The sequence below is a fragment of the Thermodesulforhabdus norvegica genome, from assembly GCF_900114975.1.
Taxonomy (GTDB): Bacteria; Desulfobacterota; Syntrophobacteria; order Syntrophobacterales; family Thermodesulforhabdaceae; genus Thermodesulforhabdus; species Thermodesulforhabdus norvegica.
The window spans coordinates 585,356-605,628 of sequence record NZ_FOUU01000001.1 but is presented as its reverse complement, the minus strand read 5'-3'; the positions used below and the strand labels follow the sequence as shown (position 1 = coordinate 605,628).

Here is a 20,273-nt window from a genome sequence, read left to right as displayed (position 1 = left end):
CGGTTCCTCCTTAAGTCCAGTTAATCAAGTGCAAATCCGGCCTCGGGGATATCCAGCGGTGAGGTGTCCCCGCTCATGATAGCCCGGGCCTTGCCTCTGGCCTGTGTAAGGTTCTGAGTAATAAAGTATCGAGCCGATGCTATTTTACCGTAGTAAAAAGCAGCACTTTTGTTGGTCTCTATGACCTTCCTCTGAGCGGCCGGATCCTTCGCACCGTGATCCTCAAAGATCTGCTGGAGTTTCTTGTCGGCAATATGGGCCTGCCACAGAAGCAGAAATCCAAGAGTCACATCGCCAAAGAAGTCCAGGTAAGGTTTGGCATAGAGGATCGGAACGTAGAATTCTTCCGTCATTCCCTTAAGACCGAAGTACTTGGTGGTTTCCGTCAGCATCTGCTGGGCTTCATCGTAAATGGCCACAAGATCCCTGAGCCTGCGGTTTTTTCTGATCTTTGCCATGACATCCCGGGAGAACTTCCAGGCGTTCTTAAAGAGTTGCCCTCTTTTTATGGTAAGCTTGCGGCCGACGAGATCTAACGCCTGAATTCCATTAGTTCCTTCGTAGATAGAAGCAATCTTGCAGTCCCTCAAGAATTGTTCGACCGGATATTCCTTGATGTAGCCGTATCCTCCGTACACCTGAATGGCCGTTTCACAGATCCTGAAGCCCAGATCGCTTCCCACGGATTTGCAGATCGGGATAAGCAGATCAACGTATCCCTGAAAGAGCTCTCGCTCCTCGTCATTCTGCGCAACCTCGGCCCTATCGATACAGTAGGCCGCCAGATACATAAGAGCCCGAAGCCCTTCCGTACCGCTTTTCATAAACATCAGCATACGCCTTACGTCGGGATGCTGTATGATGGGAACCCTGGGAGCCGCCGGATCTTTCATTTTTTCTAGCGGAGTGCCCTGAATCCGCTCTTTGGCATACTGCAAAGCATGCAGGTATGCAGCACTTGCGTGGGCCAGGCCCTGCATTCCGACGGACAGACGAGCCTCATTCATCATGTCGAACATGATCCGCATACCGCGATTCTCTTCGCCCATGAGGTAGCCAATGCAATTGCCGTTTTCACCAAAGCTGAGGACCGTCGTGGCAGATCCGTGAATTCCCATCTTCTCTTCTATGCCAAGACAGGTCACATCGTTGTCCACCAGGCTTCCGTCGGCCTCAACCCTCAGCCTGGGAACCAGGAATATGGAAATTCCTTTGGTTCCCGGAGGAGCTCCTTCTATTCTCGCAAGAACCATATGAACAATATTCTCGGTAAGATCATGCATTCCGGAGGAAATAAAAATCTTCTGCCCTTCAATTCGATAAGTACCGTCCCCATTCCGAATAGCCTTGGTTCTCAGGGCGCCGACATCGCTTCCGGCGTTCGGTTCAGTAAGGCACATGGTGCCGCCCCACTCCCCTGAGAACATTTTATACATGTACTTTTCCTGAAGTTCCGGAGTACCGTAGCGATAAAGAAGCCTTGCGGCACCATGGGTAAGCCCCGGGTACATGCACAGAGACCAGTTGGCGGCACCGAAGAATTCGATGCAACAGGTTGCCACAACGTACGGAAAACCCTGACCGCCAACTTCGGGAGGATCTGCCATGGCAAGCCAGCCGCCTTCACAGTACTTCTGATAAGCCCTGTGAAAAGCCTGAGGCACTCTGACAATTCCATTTTCAAACTTGCAACCTTCAAGATCCCCGACGCGGTTGGTGGGGTAGAACTCGTTCATCGCAAGCTTTTCGGCTTCCGATATGGCCATGTCGAACATATCACGGGAAAATTCCTGGTATTTCGGATAGTTGCAAAGCTCTTCAACGTTCAAATGCTCGTATAGAACAAACTTGGCGTCCCTCTCGTCGACAAGTAACTTCATTGCACCCAGCCTCCTGTTATGAGACGTTCTCGGTTGTCTGCCTGCACTTAAAACCCTGCAGGAAGAGCTCGACGATGTGCGGCGCCTGACTTTTCAGGTCGCCTTTACAACCACGACTCACCCACGTGGAAACGATCTCATCGAGAGCACCAAAGACAAAGCGCTTCGCAATGCTGACCGAGATCTCTTTTCTAAAAACCCCCTCCTCCTGGCCCTGTTCAATGATCTGCCCGATAAGGTCCAGGAATCTTTTCAGCTCAACCTTTTTGTATTCTTTCATAAAGCGCGCACTCTGTCGGAGCTCAACCTGCAGGACCGAGGCAAGATCGGGATTTTTTTCAAAGAGGTAGAGATGAACTTCGACGAATTTGCGAAACTTCGATTCTGCATCCGGACACTCCATCAATTCCCTTTTGAAAATTTCGATGGCTTCTCGCATTTTTTCTTCGAAGATAGAGATGAGCAGGTCATCTTTGTTACGGAAGTAGAGATAGATGGTCCCATCTGCAACGCCGGCTTCTCGGGCAATGTCCGAGACTCTGGACTGGAAAAAACCGTTCCTTGCAAAAACTCTGATGGCAGCTTCCAGTATTCGGTCGTACTTGTCATTTTTTCGCTTTGAGTTGTCTTTCATGATCCCGATCCTGCCATTCTGAATGAATATTCATTCAGAAATTTATCGACCTGCCCGCACCCTGTCAACAAAAAAACGCAAAAAACCCTGTTTTTCTTTTTCACTCCCCCTGTGCTAAAAAATCCCATCCTTGCCGAAAACAGTGACTACGGAGGAAAGCCTATGACGGGGACCATCATCAATGTCGGAGCAGTTTCCGCAGGTAGCCTGCTGGGAATTGCAATGGGATCAAAACTACCCGAAAACATTCAGCGCACCGTTTTCGACAGTCTCGGACTGCTTACCGTGGCAATCGGAATCCAGATGAGTCTAAAAACAGAAAATATTCTCATAGTACTGGGCGCCCTTCTTGCGGGGAGCATCATAGGTGAATATCTTAACATTGAAGATAGGTTGAACTCCTTTGCCTCAAGAGTACAAAAGTTGCTTTCACTGTCTGGACACAAAAACTTCGTTGACGGCTTTGTAAGTTCCAGCTTGCTCTTTTGTGTGGGACCAATGGCAATTCTGGGTTCCATACAGGACGGATTAAAAGGGGACTACACGATCCTTTCCATGAAATCGGTCTTGGATGGGTTTGCATCTCTCGGGCTGGCCGCTGCGCTGGGGTGGGGAGTTTTTTTCTCAATTTTCAGCGTTTTTCTTTATCAGGGAGCGATAACCCTGGCGGCATCCTATATCCACAGCATCATGACCGAAGCCATGATCGCCGAAATGACGGCGACCGGTGGACTGCTGGTACTGGCAATCGGAATTCGCCTGTTGCAGCTTAAAGACATCCGTATAGGAAACATGCTTCCCGCTCTGGCGGTGGCCCCAATTCTGGCATGGCTTGTGCCCGTAGTCCAGAGCATATTCCGGGGTTAACAACTTAAACCGAAACAGGAGGGCGCCATGAAGGTATTTGAACCCCATGTTTTAAAAGAGTTGAAAGAAAGAACCGCAAGAGACGGCTCGCCGGTTTTGAGTGTTTATCTGAACATCGATCCCTCCCTCCCTGCCAATGCCAAAGGCGGTTACAGGACGCTTCTGGATCAGATGCTGGAAAAGGTTAGAGCGAATATCGAAGACAGTTCTCTGAAAGAACATTTTGAAGAGGATTCCCGATGGATCAGGTCAAGGGTGGAACACCTGATACCCGGCGGAAAAACCTACGTGGCTTTCTGCGATGTTTCAGAAGATTTCTACTACGAGGAAGAACTCCCCCTCAGACTGGCAAATGTGGTTGCCTACGAAGACACTCCTTACGTGCGCCCTCTTATCGAAGCAATGGACGAATACGAGAGATACGGGGTGGTACTCCTGGACCGGGAAAAAGCACGGTTCTTTATTGTCTTCCTGGGGCAGATTGAAGAACTGGAAGATGCGATAAATATCCCCCCCGTTCGCCACAGAAAGACCAGTGGAACGGACCACATGAGATCTCAAATGGTCTTTCAAAGACGGGCAGAAACCTGGAGTTCGTGGTTCCTAAAAGAGCTTTCGGAAAGGCTTCAGGAACTCACCCTCCGCTATCAACTCCCCCACCTAATACTCATGGGCCCCCCCGAGGTCACGGCAGAATTCTACAGACTTCTACCCCGATCTCTTCAGGAAAAGGTTGTGGACAGAGTTCGTATGCCCGTTAAGGCTTCGGAAAAAGAGGTACTTGAGGCGTGTATCCCTGCTATTGAGGAAAGAGAAAGGGCAGTCGAAGAAAAGCTCGTAAAAGACGTGGTAACTGCCGCCAGCAAATCAGGAAGTACTTCTGAAAAGGCGGTTATGGGGATAAACGGCGTTCTTGATGCAATTAACCAGGGGAGAGTTTACCTTCTGGTTTACCCCTCGGGGTATGCCGTTTCGGGTTACTACTGTCCCAGGTGTGAGGTCTTGCTTGATCACGCTCCCGAGAATGCTAACTGTCCCTATTGCTCGGCAGAACTGGAAGAGGTCGACGACATTATATGGCTCGCATCCGAAAAGGTTCTGGCATCCAAGGGGCGGATCGAGGAAGTCAGGTCTCCCGGGGCAAAAAAATACCTTGAGCAAAACGGATTCGTGGGAGCCTTTCTCAGATAGCCTAAAGCAGGAGGGTCAGTCCTTGCCTTACGAGTACATCGAAGATTGGGCTCCGGCGGATCAGGCATTCAGAGCCTGGGGCAACGCGATGGAAGAGCTATTTAGAAGTGCTGTGGACGCTCTTCTCGGGGTTATGGTAAGTGATCCCGACCTGATCTACCCCGAGAAAAAGCGCAACCTGTCTTTAAGGGAAGAATCCCCCGAGTTTCTGCTGTATCAGCTCCTCAGAGAGATCATCTACTTAAAAGACTCCGAACACCTGCTTTTGAGGATAGGCACCGATACGAGGGATCTTTTAATAAGACAGGAAAAAGACGGATGGTTCCTGGATTGCAATCTTCTGGGGCAAAATCTTAATGCTTATAGAGGAGAATTTCTCGTCGATGTAAAAGCGGTAACGCTACACCGTTTCTCTCTAATGAAAACGGATAGAGGATGGGAGGCCACGGTGGTTGTGGACATTTAAAGCCTTTCTTAGGAATACAAATCCAGAACTTTATGAAGAGCATCTTCAGCTTTGATGTCGTAAAGCCTCCCACATTGAACGAGCAATATCAGTAAACGGGCTAATTCATCGGCCAGGAGAGGCTTCGAAGCAGGTCGGCCATCTGCAATGCGGAGCAACTCCCTCCTGACCTCTTCTTCGGTTAACCTGCTCTCCGGCAAAAGCCCCCTGGAAAGCATCCTGTATGCTCTCAGAAGGGCCGGAAGGGTGGGCGGTATTCCCGTGCTTTTATGCTTTTTCTCCGATTTTTTGATCTTTTGCCAGTTGTCCTTAACATCTTCGGCCGAATTAACCTGAACCGTCCCGAAAACATGAGGATGCCTTCTTATCATTTTGGCCTTTACGGCTTCGCAGACATCCCCAAGTGTAAAGTCTCCCTGTTCTTGATACAGATGGACCATGAAAAGCACCATAAAAAGAATGTCGCCCAGCTCCTCCTTGATTTCCTCAACGTCTCCGGATCTGACCGCCGCAACGGCTTCATGAGCTTCTTCGATTATATATTCCTTCACAGTGTCAGGAGTTTGCTGTCTGTCCCAGGGACATCCATTTTCTCCACGGAGCCGATCTATGATCTCCCAGAGCTGCCGAACACAGGCAGAAGCGTCAATCATATTTTTCCCCTCTCTACATCAGAAGTTCGGTCGGGCGCCTCGCCCCGTCTTCGCCCTTTCCAGTAATCCTGAAGCACATGACGGCGACTTTCCAGTTCTTCTTTTACACCCTCGGGAAGGCAAGAGTAAATAAGGGCCACGCCCTGGAGACTATACCTTGCAAGTACAGACTCCTTAATAATCGTATGACCTCTGGGCAGAAAAAGTGCAAAGGTTGCAACCACGAGAGACTGAACGATAAGGGCAATGATCAATCCGACAAAGGCTCCCAGAACCCTGTCAACAGCCCCGAGTCCGCTTTTCTTCAGCAGCCCGGCCAGCCAGTGCCCAACGGCCCCTATGGCAAACCAGGTAAGGAAAAAAATTATAAGAAAAGCAAGAATCCCGGTATGCTTCCAGGACGGCACGACTTCGGAGATCATCTTTCCAAAGGGAATGTAGTAGGTCAATCCAAGCCAGAGTCCCAGAATAAAGCCCAGAGAGCCCAAAACCACAACGGCACCGCCTTTTACGATTCCTCTTACCAGAAAGAAAACAGAGATCACCAGCAAAATGTAGTCGAGAGCGTTAAATTGACTTAGGCTTCCTATAAATCCTGTGATATTCTCCATAAGAATCCCTTAAGCCTGCGTAAAATATCAGGCTAATTGATAGCAGGGTTGAACGAATGTTTCGAGTTATATATGAAGACGAAAACATCATTGCCGTTGATAAACCTCCGGGGGTTGCCGTTATTCCCGAAAGGAAACCCGACGGATCGGATATCATCACAGAACTTCGCAGGGTGCGAGGTCCTTCCGTGTACGCTGTCCATCGCCTCGACAAGCCCGTAAGCGGGGTACTTCTGGTTGCAAAGAACCGGCTCTTTCATCGGTACCTTAATAAACTATTTGAGGAGAGAAAAGTCCATAAGCATTACATCGCCGTTGTTCACGGCCGTGTCGATCAAAAAAGAGGAACCATTTCTGCTCCCATAAGACGCTTTGGCTCGGGCAGAATGGGTGTGGACTTTAACAGAGGTAAACGAAGCGTTACCCATTTCAAAGTACTGGCCTACGGAAGGGAATGTACGATGATGGCGCTTTTTCCGACAACCGGTCGCCCTCATCAGCTAAGAGTCCACCTCTACCACATAGGCCATCCCGTAGTAGGCGACAAAATGTATGGAGAAAGAGCGACCGCTTTAATCCACGATAGAACCTATCTTCACTGCATGAGACTGAAACTGCCAAAACCTCAGGGGCAGGATTTTTATTCTTTTAAATCTTCCGTTCCCCCTGAGTTCCGTGCTATTTTACGGTATCTATAGGTAAGGGTTTGTCTCTCACGTAACTTCAGGGAGGACGCTGTTATGATGAAAAGAAGTGTTGCTCTGACACTCTGGTTAATTACTCTTTTTGTGCTGGCAGGTTGTTATTACCACGGGAAAGCCTATACAGGCGGTCCCTTTCCCAGAGAATACATAAGCATTATAACAAATCTGGTTCCCGATGAATATCCTCTTAAGAAGTCGGCCTGTGATACGACGGGAGTTTATGTCCTTTCAGTGGACGGAAAAAAAGTGCCGACTTATCTTCAGAACGGAAGAGTCATCCAGGAAATAGAAATGTATCCCGGAAAACACACGATTGAGGTTTCTATGGATTGTGCCATTCACGATGTTGGGGATTATTGCACCAGAAGGAAGATGACGGTGCAGATCGAAGTCCTGCCCGGCAGAACATACCTGTTAGATGCGCGGGCAGATCGATACAGTAACACCTGGAAGCCCGTACTGATAGATCTAAAAGAGGCGGGAATTCGTGCAAGAACATTTATTTCGTCATGATTTATGGCTGAATACATTCCCAAAAGTGTAAAAAACAGACTCATTTTTGCAACTCTTGCGACTCTATCCATAATCCTTTTCGGGACCATTGGTTATATTAGCCTCGAGGGGTTTACATTCCTTGAGGCTCTTTACATGACCGTCATAACCCTGACAACTATAGGGTTCAGCGAGGTCAGACCCCTTGACGAAGCGGGCAGAATTTTTACGATCATTTTAATTTTCGTAGGCATGGCCTTCGTCCTGTCTCAGGTAGCTTATATCGGCGAGTTCTTACTGGACGGTCAATTTGTTCAGCTTTATCGGAGGCGTCGCGTGAAAAGAAAACTCGATGAAATGCACGACCATTACATAATCTGCGGGTATGGTCAGATGGGAAAGATCGTTGTTGACGAGCTCGTGCAGCGAAAGGTTCCCGTAGTCGTTATAGAGCAATCAGAAGACGAAGCGGTAAAGCTTGCCGAGAAAAACATTCCCTACCTGATAGGCGACGCTACGGAAGAAGAGATTTTGATTATGGCCGGGGTAAAAAGGGCTAAGGGGCTCGTTGCCGTTGTGGCGAGAGATACCGACAATGTTTTTATCGTCCTTACGGCAAGAGACCTCAACAGGGACCTCTTTATTTGTGCCCGCGCGGGAACGGCGGGTGCGGAAAAACGCCTGCTCAAAGCCGGAGCAAACCGCGTCGTTTCTCCTTATGTAAGCGGCGCAAGAAGAATAGCTTCCAACATTTTGCGCCCAACGGTAACCGACTTCCTGGAGCTTGCCCTTTCCGGAGAAGGCATGGAACTCAGCATGGAAGAAATTACACTCGTGCCGGGATGCCGCCTTATAGGAAAAGATCTTATAGAGTCGCAGATAAGAAGTACCTATAATTTGATAATCGTGGCCATAAAACGTTCCAGCGGCGTGATGATATACAATCCTTCTCCCAAAGAGGTACTTCAGGAGGGAGATATCCTGGTAGCCATCGGCCCAAGAAACAACCTGGAAAAATTTGCTCTGGACGTTTCAGGAGGAGCGAGCACCGCGGGTATTTGCTCCTGTGGTCACGTAAAGTTGGGAGAGTAAAAGCGGGAAGGATTCCTTCCCGCTTTTTGCCCGGGTAGATTAGTTTACTTCCGGACGTGGATAAAGGCCCGCCGCTTTGATAATGTCGGGAACTCTGTGCTCCCATTCTATGGCCATTAGATGGATTCCCGCAACACCTTCGATTTCCCGAACCTGCTGAATCTGTTCTACGGCAATCTTTATACCCTCTTCTGCCTGCTTTTTCTTTTCCACACCGGCAAGCCTTTTGAGATAATAATCGGGTACATCAAGACCGGGAACAAAATTGGCCATGTAGCGGGCCATACCCAGAGACTTAAGCGGGGTTATTCCGGCAAGGATATAGCACTTTTCCGCCAATCCCATATCGACCACGCGCTTCATGTATTCCCTGAATTTTTCCATGTTGTAAATGCACTGAGTCTGGATGAAATCCACACCGGCCTGGACCTTTTTAGCCAGCCTTATAGGCCTGAAATCAAAAGGATCTCCAAAGGGATTGGCAGCTGCTCCTATGAAAAACTTGGGAACTCCCTCGCATTCCTGCCCGCTCAAAAGCTTCCCTTCGTCCCTCATTTGTTTTACAGTCTGAATAAGCTGAATCGAGTCGAGGTCGAAGACATTTTTCGCCTGGGGATGGTCTCCGAACTTGTTGTGATCCCCCGAAAGGCAGAGAACGTTTCTTATACCCAGTGCATAGGCTCCGAGAAGATCACTCTGTATGGCTATGCGATTGCGGTCACGGCAGGTCATCTGAAGGTTTGGCTCAAGTCCCATTTCAAGCAACAGCTTGCACACCGCCATACTGCACATACGAACAACGGACGTCTGATTGTCCGTTACATTCACGGAATCCACCATACCTCGAAGATGTTCTGCTTTTTTCTTTATAACCTCAACGTCGGCTCCTCTGGGAGGGCCGAGCTCACCCGTTACCGCAAACTGCCCACTTGAAAGAATTTTTTCCAATCTACTCCCGGCTTTCATAGTCTCATATCCTCCCTGACCACCTTTCTGGGTCCACCGTCTCTGCTGGTTGACCAATCTTTAATCGGGAAAATTTTGGCCATATCGTCAAGACGACCAAGTGCTTTCATTCGCTCGTAAATAAGATGCCATGCGCAATCAACTTCTTTGCTTATTTCACACTTGCCACCGGCAGAACCACCACAGGGGCCGTTAAAAAGACTTTTCGAACACCGGGAAACGGGACATATTCCCCCGAAATGATGAATCACGCAATTTCCACAGGCCTGGCAGAATTCAGCCCATACTCCGTGTTCAAGGGAACCGCCAATAAAAGTAGTGTTCAAAGCGGGATACACCGGCACGGCATAACGTTTTGCCATGTACTGAGGTCCCACGCTGCAGGCCATCGAAAGAATGGCTTCAACTCCGTCTCCCTCGACTATGGAAGATACCTGCTCGATGTACTCGGGGTCACACTGGCGTTCCAGAGTGTATTCAACAATTTCTATAGGGTTACCATCTTTTTTGCGTGCGATTCGGAGGGCCGACGCAAGAATTCCGACCTCTTTGGTTCCCCCGGCACAACACACGGTAACACAACCCTTGCATCCTACAAGAAGAATCTTCTTGTAGCCAGCCATCATCTCCAGGATTTCTTTTATGGGTTTTCTTTCGGCAACAACCATACCAGGATTCCTCCCCTAGCCTTTGTGAGACTTATTCCATCCTAATATTCCAACCTTACGGATACGCTCTGTCATTTCACCGGCAACCTTTGCAAAAAGGTGCCCTTGAGACGCACTTATGTGAAACATCTCAACGCGCTCGGGCTCCAGGCCAAGCTCTTCCAGGATCTTTTTCACATATTCAACCCTGCGCTTTGCTCTGATATTTCCCCGTTCGAAATGACAGGACCCTTCCTCGCACCCTGCTACATAGACCCCATCAGCTCCCTTATCAAAGGCTTCAAGTATGTGATCGACTTCGACCCGACCGGTACAGGGAACCAGGATGATCTTGACATTAGAAGGATAATTAAGTCGCATAGACCCGGCCATATCCGCAGCGGCATAAGCACAATACATACAGCAGAAGGCTACTATCTCAGGTTCTTCTGATCGGTAGGCTTCTTCCATCTCGTCAGAAATCCCGAAGACCAAACCAGTCCATGAAAAAGGAGCTCTCCGAAGCCTCACGAACTTTTTCACATGACCACAGCCCTGCTTACAGTCTTGCACATAAAGGAAGTACATATTATTGTCAAATCCTTTCTTGTGGGAGTTTCGGCAAATCTAATTGTGATAGCCTTCACCAATTGGCGGAGGGAGAAATGATAAGGGTAATCCTATCAGAAGATGCTCCGGCTCCCGTAGGGCCCTATTCTCAGGCAATTCGTGTGAACGATATGGTTTTTCTTTCCGGCCAGATTGGCCTAAACCCCCGCACAGGAAAGCTAATCTCCGAAGACGTCAAGGATCAAACGGAGCAGGCATTGAAAAACATCGAAGCCCTTTTACGGGCAGAAGGTCTGTCCCTGTCCAGTGTTGTGAAGGTTACCGTTTTCCTCCGGGACATGAACGATTTTTCTCAGGTCAACGAAGTTTACGCAAAGTTCTTTCCGGCAACGCCTCCTGCCAGGTCCTGTGTTGCCGTATCCGGCCTTCCACTCAACGCCAAAGTCGAAATTGAGGCTATTGCCTTTCATCCGCATCAGTCTAACACCAGGGGCATAATGAAGGACACGTAGGAGGAATCGTCGGGATCCAGAAAAAGGCCTCCGATCAGGTCGTCGGTCCATTCGAAGCGTACATGATCGGACCGTATTACGCCTATGGCATCGAGTACGTAGCGGAGGTTAAATGCCATGGTCACGGGTTCTCCGGAATATTCGACATTTATGATTTCACGACCGATTCCTATTTCCGGGCTACCCGCAGTAACTTCAAGCTCACCGTTCTGAAGTGAAAACTTCACGTGCCGCCAGGTCTGATCCGTAAATATGGCCATGCGCTTAAGGACCTGGCGCAGGGCTTCCATGGGTATCAGCACACTATCGGCCCTTTTGGAGGGAATTATGGTCTCGTAAACCGAAAAGGTTTCTTCCAGCAGACGAGTACTGAAGGACATGGTTTCGCTTTTTGCGTAAAGAGCCTGCTCTGTTACGAAGATTTCCACCCTTTCGTTTTCCTCCAGAAACTTCGCAAGCTCTATCACGCCCTTTTTGGGGATGAAAACATCTGTTTTTATATGGCCAACACCGAGTTCCTCATCGGTAAGTTCAACTGCTGCCAGTCTGTGAATGTCGCAGGCAACAAACCTGTGAAGGTTTTCTCCTACTCTAACCCAGTATAACCCGGGGCCTCCTATAGGGTTTTCGGTAGGTGGTATTGCGTAGGAAGTTTTTTGAAAAACCTTTAACATTGCATCGCGATTTACAGGCATATACTCGGCCTCTTGGGGGACAATCATGGATGGAAAGTCCTCCGGATCCAGGCTGGGCAGGTTAAATACCGCTTTGTCTGTCGAAATTACAAGGCGCTCCCGTCCCTCTGTGCTCAATTCAAGCAGGTCTTCCGGAAATTCTTTAACCACCTCAAGGAGTTTTCTGGCCGGCGCCGTTATCGATCCCTCCGACGATACGTCGGCATCCAGCGTAATTTCCATAAAGATATCCAGATCCGTAGCGCTAACGGTAATCTTTTTGTTTTCCGCTTTAAGAAGCACATGGGACAGGTAAGGAATGCTCTTTTTTTCCGTTACCGATTGAAGGAGCGAAAGTGCCCGGACCATCGGAGATTTTTCGATTTCTATTCTCATCCTGCTACTCCTCGTCTGCTTTCTTGTTATTGTGGTTGTATTATGCACAAGAGAGATAATCACCACAAGAAGCATGTTGATATGTTGAAAACGGAACTAACCGTTTGATTTTTCTTTTATAGATTTTCAACAGCCTTTTCGACAGTCTTTCAACTTTTGGACAGAGCTCTTGAGATGCCGTTGTTTTTTGTATAATCTACAGGAAATTGGACAGGTTTTCGACACTTTTTTGACAGATTTTTCAACACGGGGCCCTGCGGTGGTGAAGGACTCGATTACGTGTCATTTTGTGATAAAGATTACTATGATCCGATTTTTTCGGTTATTCTTGACAATTGGCTTCTTCCTGTTTAGACTGCCGCAAAATGTGAAATTTTTATCGTGTCGCTGAAGAAAGCGTCGTAAGAAATTGGAAATTTGGGAATTTTGTAAGTTTGGGTTGTTTGGTCCTCTTTGAGCAAGGGGGGAAGTGAGCTAACCTCAGGAAGAAAGTAGTAGGAGGATGTTATGCCGTACGATCCGACCAAGCTTGCCGATTGGCAGATTGCGGAGGAAGCCGAGAAGAACATGCCCAAACCGGAAGAGTGGGTTGACCGCCTGGGGCTCCAGAAAGATGAAATCATTCCCATGGGCAGGGTGTGCAAGCTCGATTTTATGAAAATTATCGAACGCCTGAAGGATAAGCCTGACGGAAAATACATCGAAGTCACGGCCATTACTCCGACTCCTCTTGGAGAAGGAAAGAGCACCACTTCACTGGGCTTGATCGAAGGTCTGGGAAAACGCGGAAAGAATGTCGGAGGATGTCTCCGTCAGCCCTCCGGCGGTCCCACGATGAACATTAAAGGAACCGCAGCGGGCGGCGGGAATGCTCTGCTGATCCCCATGACTGAATTCTCTATGGGCCTCACTGGCGACATAAACGACATCATGAATGCTCACAACCTGGCAATGGTTGCTCTTACGGCCCGTATGCAGCATGAGCGGAATTATACCGATGAGCAGCTCCAGAGACTTACCGGTATGCGCCGCCTGGATGTCGATCCCACCCGTGTTGAGTTCGGCTGGGTAATTGACTTCTGCGCTCAGGCTCTCAGAAACATCATAATCGGTATAGGTGGTCGTTATGACGGCTACATGATGCAGTCCAAGTTCGGGATTGCCGTTAGCTCGGAACTCATGGCCATTCTTTCAATAGTGACGGACCTTGCCGACCTGAGAAAGCGTCTTGATGAAATAACCCTTGCCTTCGACAAAACCGGTAAACCCATCTACACCAAAGATCTTGAGGTTGGTGGTGCCATGTGCGCCTGGATGAGAAACACCATCAACCCGACCCTCTGCTGCACCGTTGAATATCAGCCCGTAATGGTTCATGCAGGCCCCTTTGCGAACATTGCCGTAGGACAGTCCTCAATTATCGGCGACCGTGTTGGTCTGAAGCTTTTTGACTACCATGTAACGGAAAGCGGATTCGGTGCCGACATCGGTTTTGAGAAGTTCTGGAACGTAAAATGCCGCCTCAGCGGTCTCAAGCCTCATGTGTCCGTTCTGACTACGACGATCCGGGCGCTCAAGATGCACGGTGGAGGCCCCAAGGTCGTTCCCGGTCTGCCGCTTCCTGAGGAATACAAGAAGGAAAACCTTGAGCTTGTCGAAAAAGGCATCCCCAATATGGTGCATCATATTAACATAATCCGCAAATCTGGTATGAATCCTGTTGTTTGCATCAATAAATTCTACACGGATACCGATGAGGAAATTAAGCTGGTTCGCAAAGCTGCCGAGGAGGCGGGAGCTCTTTGCGCCGTATCCGAACATTGGCTCAAGGGTGGCGAAGGTGCTCTGGAGCTTGCCGATGCCGTGATTGAAGCCTGTGAAAAGCCAACCGATTTCAAGTATCTCTACCCGCTTGAAATGAAACTAAGAGAACGCGTTGAGCTCATCGCGAAGGAAGTGTACGGTGCCGACGGTGTTGCCTGGACTCCGGAAGCCGAAGCTAAGGCAAAGATGCTTGAGTCGGATCCCAAGTACGACGACTTCATGACCATGATGGTTAAGACTCATTTGAGCCTCACTCACGATCCGACCCTAAAAGGTGTTCCCAAAGGCTGGGTGCTTCCCATCAGGGATGTTCTCATCTACTCGGGTGCAAAGTTCCTGTGTCCATGCGCCGGTACGATAAGCCTTATGCCCGGAACCTCTTCCAACCCGGCATTCCGCAGGGTCGATGTTGATGTGAAGACCGGAAAGGTAATGGGTCTGTTCTAGGCGTGGAGTAACAAGGCAGGGCGGGGTCTTTAGGGCCTCGCCTTTCATCTTTTTTGCAGGGAGGAGAAAAATAAGATGGCAGCACAACTTATAAAAGGCACGGAAGTATCAAAGGCCATCAGAGAGGAGTTAAAACAGGAAGTTCAGCACATAAAGGAAAAATACGGGGTTACGCCGGGTCTTGTGACCATCCTGGTTGGCGAGGATCCTGCTTCCCAGAGCTACGTAAGGGCCAAGCAGAAGGCGGCCCATGATCTTGGCTTTTATTCCGTTCAGGACGATCGACCTGCCGACATTTCCGAAGATGAGCTGTTGAAGCTTATAGATCAGTACAACAAAGATCCCAAAATCGACGGCATCCTCGTTCAGCTTCCGCTCCCGAAGCACATAAACGAAACGAAAGTGCTTTATGCCATCGATCCGAGCAAAGACGTTGATGCATTTCATCCTTTCAATGTGGGGAAGCTGATGATCGGGGAGCCCGATTTTCTGCCCTGTACACCCGCAGGGATTCAGGAGCTACTCGTCAGGTCCGGTGTTGAGACATCAGGTGCGGAGGTTGTTGTAGTCGGTCGTTCCAACATCGTCGGTAAACCGATTGCCGTAATGCTCATGCAGAAAGGACCTGGCGCCAACGCTACCGTTACCGTCTGTCATACCCGTACCAGGGATGTAACCTTCCACACGAAGCGTGCGGATATTCTGATAGTTGCGGCTGGTGTAACGGAATACGTTAAGGGTGACTGGATCAAACCCGGTGCCGTAGTAATCGACGTTGGAGTAAACGAGGTGGGAAGGACTGCCGACGGTAAGAGGATTCTCAAAGGAGACGTTGCCTTCGACGAGGCAAAAGAAGTTGCCAGTATGATTACCCCTGTTCCCGGTGGTGTTGGACCGATGACCATCACGATGCTGATGAAAAACACCGTGAGAGCCTGCAAAATCCACCACAACATTAAAGAATAAACAAAGACTCCTCAGGCCGGGAAAAATTTTCGGGAGCTCTTCCAGGAGCTCCCGTTTTTCTTCAGGCTTTCCGACCCACCAGTGTGAGTAATTCTCCGAAGGCGTAACAGTAGGTTCCCAGAAGCGCAATCCACACGAAAACCGTAAGAGCATTGAAGAGAGCGAAAAGGAGCACCACAAAGGCGTAATCTCGATGGTTAATCTTGAGTAAAAAGTCGTGCCCGCGTCGTTTTTCAGAAGCCGGTAGCTTTTCCACAAGGCCCTGTAGATACCCGGCGGCCACAATACCCAGAACTAACAATATCGTTATGAAAAGGTTTGAAAAACAAACAGGAGGGTATGTTCTGATGAGCAGAGCCGCAAAGAAGGTCAGGTTGGATAGATGGCCCAATCGGGTATCCAGAATTCGCCCGGCATCGCTTTCCCTGTGAGTCAACCGGGCCAGAGTTCCGTCGGCGCAGTCGAGGATCCATGAAAATATCAGAATAGAAGCCGCCAGAATTCCCGTTAGATATCCGGGAATTAACAGAATCAAACATCCTACAAGATGAACCAGAAATCCCAGCCATGTTATTTTATTGGGATGAATTTTTTTGTTGGCGCATAAAGTGAGGAAGGGAAAAAGGAGGTGCCTGACGGCTACAACATGAGGCCTATCTGTGGGTTTCCCCACGAGGGATATCAGCCTTCCGGGTTTTTCTTTGAATTCTTCAAGGGTATGGCAAATGATGTCGTCCGGAATTTCCAGTTTAAGCGGAATATCCGGGATTCTCTCAAATCCGGGCATTATCGACGCAATTACCGGAGTGGATTGACCTTTTGGCACGGCAGCAGCGAGGTATTGAGAACCCGTGGCTTTTTCAAACCATTCGATCAATTTCGGCTGCCAGAGATGGTTTGCAGAGACAATAAGAAAGGGCTCTTTCAGCGAAGGCATTTTTCTCGAAACCCGATAGGATGGGAAATACTCTATTTCTCTGCCCCTTTTGATTACGCTTACACAAAAGGACGGGTCTGTGGTGCTTTCGGGAACTATTATGTGAACCTTTTTAATACCCTTCTTTCCCAGATTTGCTAAGATTCTAACGATTCCCGGTACAAACCAGAGGTCTTCCAGCGCCTGTTTCGTTTCTTCGGGCTTTAGCAGAATTACTGCGTTTTGCCACTTTGCCATGGGAACCTGCCGTGAAGGGTAACTAGAACAGGGTTAATTGCCTTATGCCTTTTATTTCAATTCCAAGATGTTCAAAGGCTTTTCGTGTTGCCATTCGTCCCCGTGGGGTTTTTTTGAGGTAGCCCTGTTGAATGAGATAGGGTTCGTAAACGTCTTCCAGGGTGCTTTTTTCTTCAGAAAGGGCCGCCGCAAGAGTATCTATACCCACCGGGCCCCCGTCATATTGTTCGATTATGAATTTCAATATTTTTCTGTCCATCGAATCGAAGCCTTTTTCGTCCACGTCGAGCATCTCCAGAGCTTCTCTGGCCACATCAAGCGTAATTGTGCCATCTGCTCGAACCTGGGCAAAGTCACGGACTCTGCGAAGCAACCTGTTGGCCACCCGGGGGGTTCCTCTGGAACGCCTGGCTATTTCCATGGCGCCTTCTTCGTCAATTGAGATGCCGAGTATGCGGGCAGACCTGATAACGATCTTTTGAAGCTCTTCGGGCTTATAAAAGTCAAGCCTGAGCATAACGCCGAATCTGTCCCTCAGCGGCGGTGAAAGAAGCCCCGTCCTCGTTGTCGCTCCAACCAGTGTAAAAGGCGGAAGATCCAGCCTTATGGTCCTGGCCGAAGGCCCCTGCCCTATGATTATATCAAGCTGAAAGTCTTCCATTGCGGGATAAAGTATCTCTTCCACTACGGGATTAAGTCGATGAATTTCATCGATGAAAAGTACGTCTCTGGGCTCCAGGTTGGTGAGAATTGCTGCCAGATCACCCGGACGTTCGATAACAGGCCCCGATGTTGTCCTCAGGTTTACTCCCAGTTCGTGGCTTATGATTGCCGCAAGAGATGTCTTCCCAAGGCCAGGGTAACCGTGAAGAAGAACGTGATCCAGCGGTTCTCCCCTCTGTCTTGCCGCTTCGATAAAAATCCTCAGCGATTCTTTTATTTCCTCCTGGCCTATGTATTCGTCCAGAGTTCTTGGCCTGAGGTTGTATTCTATTACCAGATCTTCCTGTCTGGGTTCGGGCGTAACGATTCGATCCTTCATGGCTTTTTCCTATATCATTGCTCTGAGAGCCTCTCTGAGCAAATCTTCCAGTGATGCTTCTTTTCCAAGCTTTCTTTCTGCCTTTGACACCGCCTTCTGAGCCTCTATCTGTTTGTAACCCAGATTCATGAGGGCCGATATGGCGTCTTCCGTGATGGATGGTTTTCCCGAAGAGACGGACAGACCCGATGAAAGGTCTTCGGGTATCTTTAGTTTATGCTTTAACTCCAAGAGAATCCTTTCGGCCGTTTTTTTACCGACTCCCGGGATTTTCTGAAGGCGTTTAACGTTGTGCTCCATAACCGTTTGATGAAGCTCCTGAGGAGAAATACCCGAAAGAATGTGAAGGGCCACTCGAGGACCAACACCGGCTATCGCTATGAGTTCAAGAAAAAGCCGTTTTTCTTCTGCAGAGCCGAATCCGAAAAGTTGCAATATGTCTTCTCGTACATAGGTATAGGTATGGAGAAAAACGTCCTTTCCGGGATCCGGGAGTTGATAAAAGGTATTCAAAGATACGGAAACACCGTAGCCCACACCGTTTACATCTACGATAACGTAATCCGGGCTTTTATGGGCCAGTATGCCCTTGAGGTATGCTATCATCTAACCTTGCTCAGGTTACGAAGCTTTTCCGAGTTGAGGTGACAGAGGGCGACGGCAAGGGCATCTGATGCATGAGAATCTCCGGGTACATGAGAACCAAGCAGGGTCGTAATCATTCGGTGAACCTGGTTTTTACTCGCCCTTCCATAGCCAACTACTGCCTGTTTTATCTCCAGAGGAGAATACTCGTAGACGGGAATTCCTTCGGTTATTGCCGAAAGCAGTGCGGCTCCCCGGGCCTGCCCCAGCTTCAGAGCCGTTTTAGGATTTGCTGCGCAGAAGACATCTTCGATGGCCATACCACAGGGCCTGAATTCTTTTATGATTTTTACAAGCTCCCGGAAGATTAATCCCAGTCTTTCGGTAAAGGGTTTTCTGGGTGAAAGATGTATCGTACCACTGATAAGCACCCTGATCAGACCTCCCTTTCCCGATTCCACAATCCCGTAACCGGTGTGGAGAGACCCGGGATCGACACCGATAATACGCTTCCTTTCCATCATGCCGAAACCGACTGAAGAAGCTCGTCGGGAATATCGAAATTGGCATAAGCCTTCTGCACGTCATCGTGATCTTCCAGAAGCTCCATCAGACGGAGTACCTGCTGTGCCTGTTTTGGATCTTCGACCCTTACCGTGGTTTGAGGTATCATCGTGATCTCTGCCATGTCATAGGCCATACCCCGCTCGTCAAAAGCCTGCTTGACCTGAAGGAAATCCGCCGGATCGGTTATAACCTCGTACTGATCACCCTGATCCTTCACATCCTCTGCTCCGGCTTCCAGGGCAACCTCCATGAGCTCCTCTTCAGAGTATTTCCCCTTGTCGAAGACTATCAAGCCATTCTTGTGGAACATCCAGGCAACACAGCCTGCTTCTCCCAAATTACCGCCATTCCTTGTAAAGATGTGTCTTATCTCACTGATGGTCCTGTTGCGGTTGTCGGTCATGGCTTCGACGAGAACGGCAACGCCGCCCGGCGCATAGCCTTCGCAGGTAATCTCCTCGTAGCTCTCTCCTTCCAGTTCCCCGGTGCCTTTTTTGATTGCCCTTTCTATGTTTTCTTTAGGCATATTTTCGGCCTTGGCGGCGGCGATTGCGGCACGTAATCTGGGATTTGCATCGGGGTTGCCGCCGCCGAGACGGGCAGCTACCATGATTTCTCTTATCAGCTTGGTAAAGATCTTTCCCCTTTTTGCATCCTGTGCAGCTTTCTTATGCCGTATATTGGCCCACTTGGAATGGCCGGCCATAGATCAAACCTCCCGGATGATTTTCTTCATACCCAGAATGTAAACTTCCTTGCTCTCCTTCCTGGAAGCCTTCGGCTTAACGGTTTTTACCGAAGCAAATTCTTTTTTCAGTATGGAAAGAATAGCAGGAAAATCGCTTCCCTGGAAGATCTTTAAAAGAATGTGGCCGCCCTGTCCCAGAGCAAGCCGGGCCACCTCAATAGCCCGCTCGGCTAAAAGGGCCGACCTGGCACTGTCGGCATACTTATTTCCCGTCGTGAAGGGGGCCATGTCGCTGAGCACGATGTCAAAAGGTGCCCACCTTTCGATTATGTTGTTTATTAAACTGTCATCCATAACATCGCCGGTTACGAATATGGTGTTTTCCGGAAAATTGCCCGATACGGGCTGAAGGTCAACTCCAACGACAAGACCCGAAGAGCCTACTCTCCTGGAAGTCCACTGAAGCCAGGATCCCGGTGCGGCTCCCAGGTCCAGAACCCTCATCCCCTTTCGGATGAGCCCGTATTTCTTATCTATTTCGATCAGCTTATATACCGCCCGGCTGAAGTAACCTTCCTGTTTTGCCCGCTTGAAAAAATGGTCCTGATATCTGGGTTGAGCCATT

23 protein-coding genes are annotated in these 20,273 nt (G+C 49.1%); 9 read left to right on the top strand and 14 right to left on the bottom strand.

Features of this window, described 5'->3' with window-relative positions; translation table 11 throughout:
* Positions 1–20: 20 nt before the first annotated feature.
* Both BM091_RS02950 and BM091_RS02945 read right to left on the bottom strand, forming a co-directional pair.
* The gene (locus tag BM091_RS02950) at positions 21–1,880 is read right to left on the bottom strand and encodes an acyl-CoA dehydrogenase family protein (protein ID WP_093393344.1); all 1,860 of its coding nucleotides are present in this window, start codon (positions 1,878–1,880) and stop codon (positions 21–23) included.
* Between the two features lie 16 nt (positions 1,881–1,896).
* Positions 1,897–2,514: a fatty acid metabolism transcriptional regulator FadR gene (locus tag BM091_RS02945; RefSeq protein ID WP_218148778.1), complete on the bottom strand. Its 618-nt coding sequence runs from the start codon at positions 2,512–2,514 to the stop codon at positions 1,897–1,899.
* Positions 2,515–2,676: 162 nt separating this feature from the next.
* Here BM091_RS02945 and BM091_RS02940 point away from each other — a divergent pair, with 162 nt between their 5' ends.
* From BM091_RS02940 to BM091_RS13830, 3 genes are read left to right on the top strand one after another with little or no spacing between them, the layout of a single operon-like run.
* Positions 2,677–3,381 carry a DUF554 domain-containing protein gene (locus BM091_RS02940; RefSeq protein WP_093393341.1) on the top strand — a complete coding sequence of 235 codons (705 nt, stop codon included), beginning with the start codon at positions 2,677–2,679 and terminating at the stop codon, positions 3,379–3,381.
* Between the two features lie 27 nt (positions 3,382–3,408).
* Positions 3,409–4,572 (top strand): baeRF10 domain-containing protein, encoded by a 1,164-nt coding sequence (locus tag BM091_RS13835; protein ID WP_177193500.1) that lies wholly within the window; start codon positions 3,409–3,411, stop codon positions 4,570–4,572.
* A gap of 22 nt (positions 4,573–4,594) precedes the next feature.
* Entirely contained in the window at positions 4,595–5,038 is a 444-nt protein-coding gene (locus BM091_RS13830; RefSeq protein WP_177193499.1) for an archease, read from the top strand.
* A gap of 8 nt (positions 5,039–5,046) precedes the next feature.
* Here BM091_RS13830 and BM091_RS02930 read toward each other — a convergent pair whose 3' ends face one another.
* Complete coding sequence (locus BM091_RS02930; protein ID WP_093393338.1) at positions 5,047–5,691, bottom strand: MazG family protein; 645 nt, start codon at positions 5,689–5,691, stop codon at positions 5,047–5,049.
* Positions 5,688–6,302 carry a CvpA family protein gene (locus BM091_RS02925; RefSeq protein ID WP_093393336.1) on the bottom strand — a complete coding sequence of 205 codons (615 nt, stop codon included), beginning with the start codon at positions 6,300–6,302 and terminating at the stop codon, positions 5,688–5,690. The genes BM091_RS02930 and BM091_RS02925 overlap by 4 nt, the downstream gene beginning before the upstream one ends.
* 56 nt (positions 6,303–6,358) lie before the next feature.
* On the opposite strand from BM091_RS02925, the gene BM091_RS02920 reads away from it, so the two are divergent.
* The 3 genes from BM091_RS02920 to BM091_RS02910 are packed head-to-tail and all read left to right on the top strand — an operon-like array spanning position 6,359 to position 8,590.
* On the top strand, positions 6,359–7,000 hold the full coding sequence (locus BM091_RS02920; RefSeq protein ID WP_093393335.1) for an RluA family pseudouridine synthase: 642 nt from the start codon (positions 6,359–6,361) through the stop codon (positions 6,998–7,000).
* A 42-nt stretch (positions 7,001–7,042) separates the two neighbouring features.
* A complete protein-coding gene (locus tag BM091_RS02915) occupies positions 7,043–7,519 on the top strand; it encodes a hypothetical protein (protein ID WP_093393334.1) in 477 nt (158 codons plus the stop codon).
* Positions 7,520–7,522: 3 nt separating this feature from the next.
* On the top strand, positions 7,523–8,590 hold the full coding sequence (locus BM091_RS02910) for a potassium channel family protein (protein ID WP_093393333.1): 1,068 nt from the start codon (positions 7,523–7,525) through the stop codon (positions 8,588–8,590).
* 39 nt (positions 8,591–8,629) lie between these two features.
* Here BM091_RS02910 and BM091_RS02905 read toward each other — a convergent pair whose 3' ends face one another.
* Genes BM091_RS02905 through BM091_RS02895 form a run of 3 tightly spaced genes read right to left on the bottom strand, consistent with a single transcriptional unit; the run spans position 8,630 to position 10,674 of the window.
* Positions 8,630–9,556, bottom strand: a complete 927-nt coding sequence (locus tag BM091_RS02905; protein WP_093393332.1) for a methylenetetrahydrofolate reductase — start codon at positions 9,554–9,556, stop codon at positions 8,630–8,632.
* Positions 9,553–10,224: a methylenetetrahydrofolate reductase C-terminal domain-containing protein gene (locus BM091_RS02900; RefSeq protein ID WP_093393330.1), complete on the bottom strand. Its 672-nt coding sequence runs from the start codon at positions 10,222–10,224 to the stop codon at positions 9,553–9,555. Before BM091_RS02900 ends, BM091_RS02905 begins: the two co-directional genes overlap by 4 nt.
* A gap of 15 nt (positions 10,225–10,239) precedes the next feature.
* Positions 10,240–10,674 carry a hydrogenase iron-sulfur subunit gene (locus BM091_RS02895; protein ID WP_093393527.1) on the bottom strand — a complete coding sequence of 145 codons (435 nt, stop codon included), beginning with the start codon at positions 10,672–10,674 and terminating at the stop codon, positions 10,240–10,242.
* Between the two features lie 194 nt (positions 10,675–10,868).
* Here BM091_RS02895 and BM091_RS02890 point away from each other — a divergent pair, with 194 nt between their 5' ends.
* Positions 10,869–11,285 carry a RidA family protein gene (locus BM091_RS02890; protein WP_093393329.1) on the top strand — a complete coding sequence of 139 codons (417 nt, stop codon included), beginning with the start codon at positions 10,869–10,871 and terminating at the stop codon, positions 11,283–11,285.
* On the opposite strand, the gene dnaN is transcribed toward BM091_RS02890, so the two are convergent.
* On the bottom strand, positions 11,249–12,355 hold the full coding sequence (gene dnaN / locus BM091_RS02885; RefSeq protein WP_177193498.1) for a DNA polymerase III subunit beta: 1,107 nt from the start codon (positions 12,353–12,355) through the stop codon (positions 11,249–11,251). The two genes, BM091_RS02890 and dnaN, sit on opposite strands and share 37 nt — an antisense overlap.
* 507 nt (positions 12,356–12,862) lie before the next feature.
* Here dnaN and BM091_RS02880 point away from each other — a divergent pair.
* A complete protein-coding gene (locus BM091_RS02880) occupies positions 12,863–14,626 on the top strand; it encodes a formate--tetrahydrofolate ligase (RefSeq protein ID WP_093393326.1) in 1,764 nt (587 codons plus the stop codon).
* Positions 14,627–14,701: 75 nt separating this feature from the next.
* The gene (gene folD, locus BM091_RS02875) at positions 14,702–15,592 is read left to right on the top strand and encodes a bifunctional methylenetetrahydrofolate dehydrogenase/methenyltetrahydrofolate cyclohydrolase FolD (protein ID WP_093393324.1); all 891 of its coding nucleotides are present in this window, start codon (positions 14,702–14,704) and stop codon (positions 15,590–15,592) included.
* A 61-nt stretch (positions 15,593–15,653) separates the two neighbouring features.
* Here the strand turns inward: folD and BM091_RS02870 are convergent, their stop codons facing one another.
* From BM091_RS02870 to BM091_RS02845, 6 genes are read right to left on the bottom strand one after another with little or no spacing between them, the layout of a single operon-like run.
* Positions 15,654–16,766, bottom strand: a complete 1,113-nt coding sequence (locus BM091_RS02870; protein ID WP_093393323.1) for a CDP-alcohol phosphatidyltransferase family protein — start codon at positions 16,764–16,766, stop codon at positions 15,654–15,656.
* Positions 16,767–16,788: 22 nt separating this feature from the next.
* Positions 16,789–17,808: a Holliday junction branch migration DNA helicase RuvB gene (gene ruvB / locus BM091_RS02865; protein WP_093393322.1), complete on the bottom strand. Its 1,020-nt coding sequence runs from the start codon at positions 17,806–17,808 to the stop codon at positions 16,789–16,791.
* A 9-nt stretch (positions 17,809–17,817) separates the two neighbouring features.
* Positions 17,818–18,414 (bottom strand): Holliday junction branch migration protein RuvA, encoded by a 597-nt coding sequence (gene ruvA, locus BM091_RS02860; protein WP_093393320.1) that lies wholly within the window; start codon positions 18,412–18,414, stop codon positions 17,818–17,820.
* Positions 18,411–18,914: a crossover junction endodeoxyribonuclease RuvC gene (gene ruvC / locus BM091_RS02855; RefSeq protein ID WP_177193497.1), complete on the bottom strand. Its 504-nt coding sequence runs from the start codon at positions 18,912–18,914 to the stop codon at positions 18,411–18,413. Before ruvC ends, ruvA begins: the two co-directional genes overlap by 4 nt.
* Positions 18,914–19,666 (bottom strand): YebC/PmpR family DNA-binding transcriptional regulator, encoded by a 753-nt coding sequence (locus BM091_RS02850; RefSeq protein WP_093393319.1) that lies wholly within the window; start codon positions 19,664–19,666, stop codon positions 18,914–18,916. The genes ruvC and BM091_RS02850 overlap by 1 nt, the downstream gene beginning before the upstream one ends.
* A gap of 3 nt (positions 19,667–19,669) precedes the next feature.
* Entirely contained in the window at positions 19,670–20,272 is a 603-nt protein-coding gene (locus BM091_RS02845) for an RlmE family RNA methyltransferase (protein WP_093393317.1), read from the bottom strand.
* Position 20,273 lies beyond the last annotated feature (1 nt).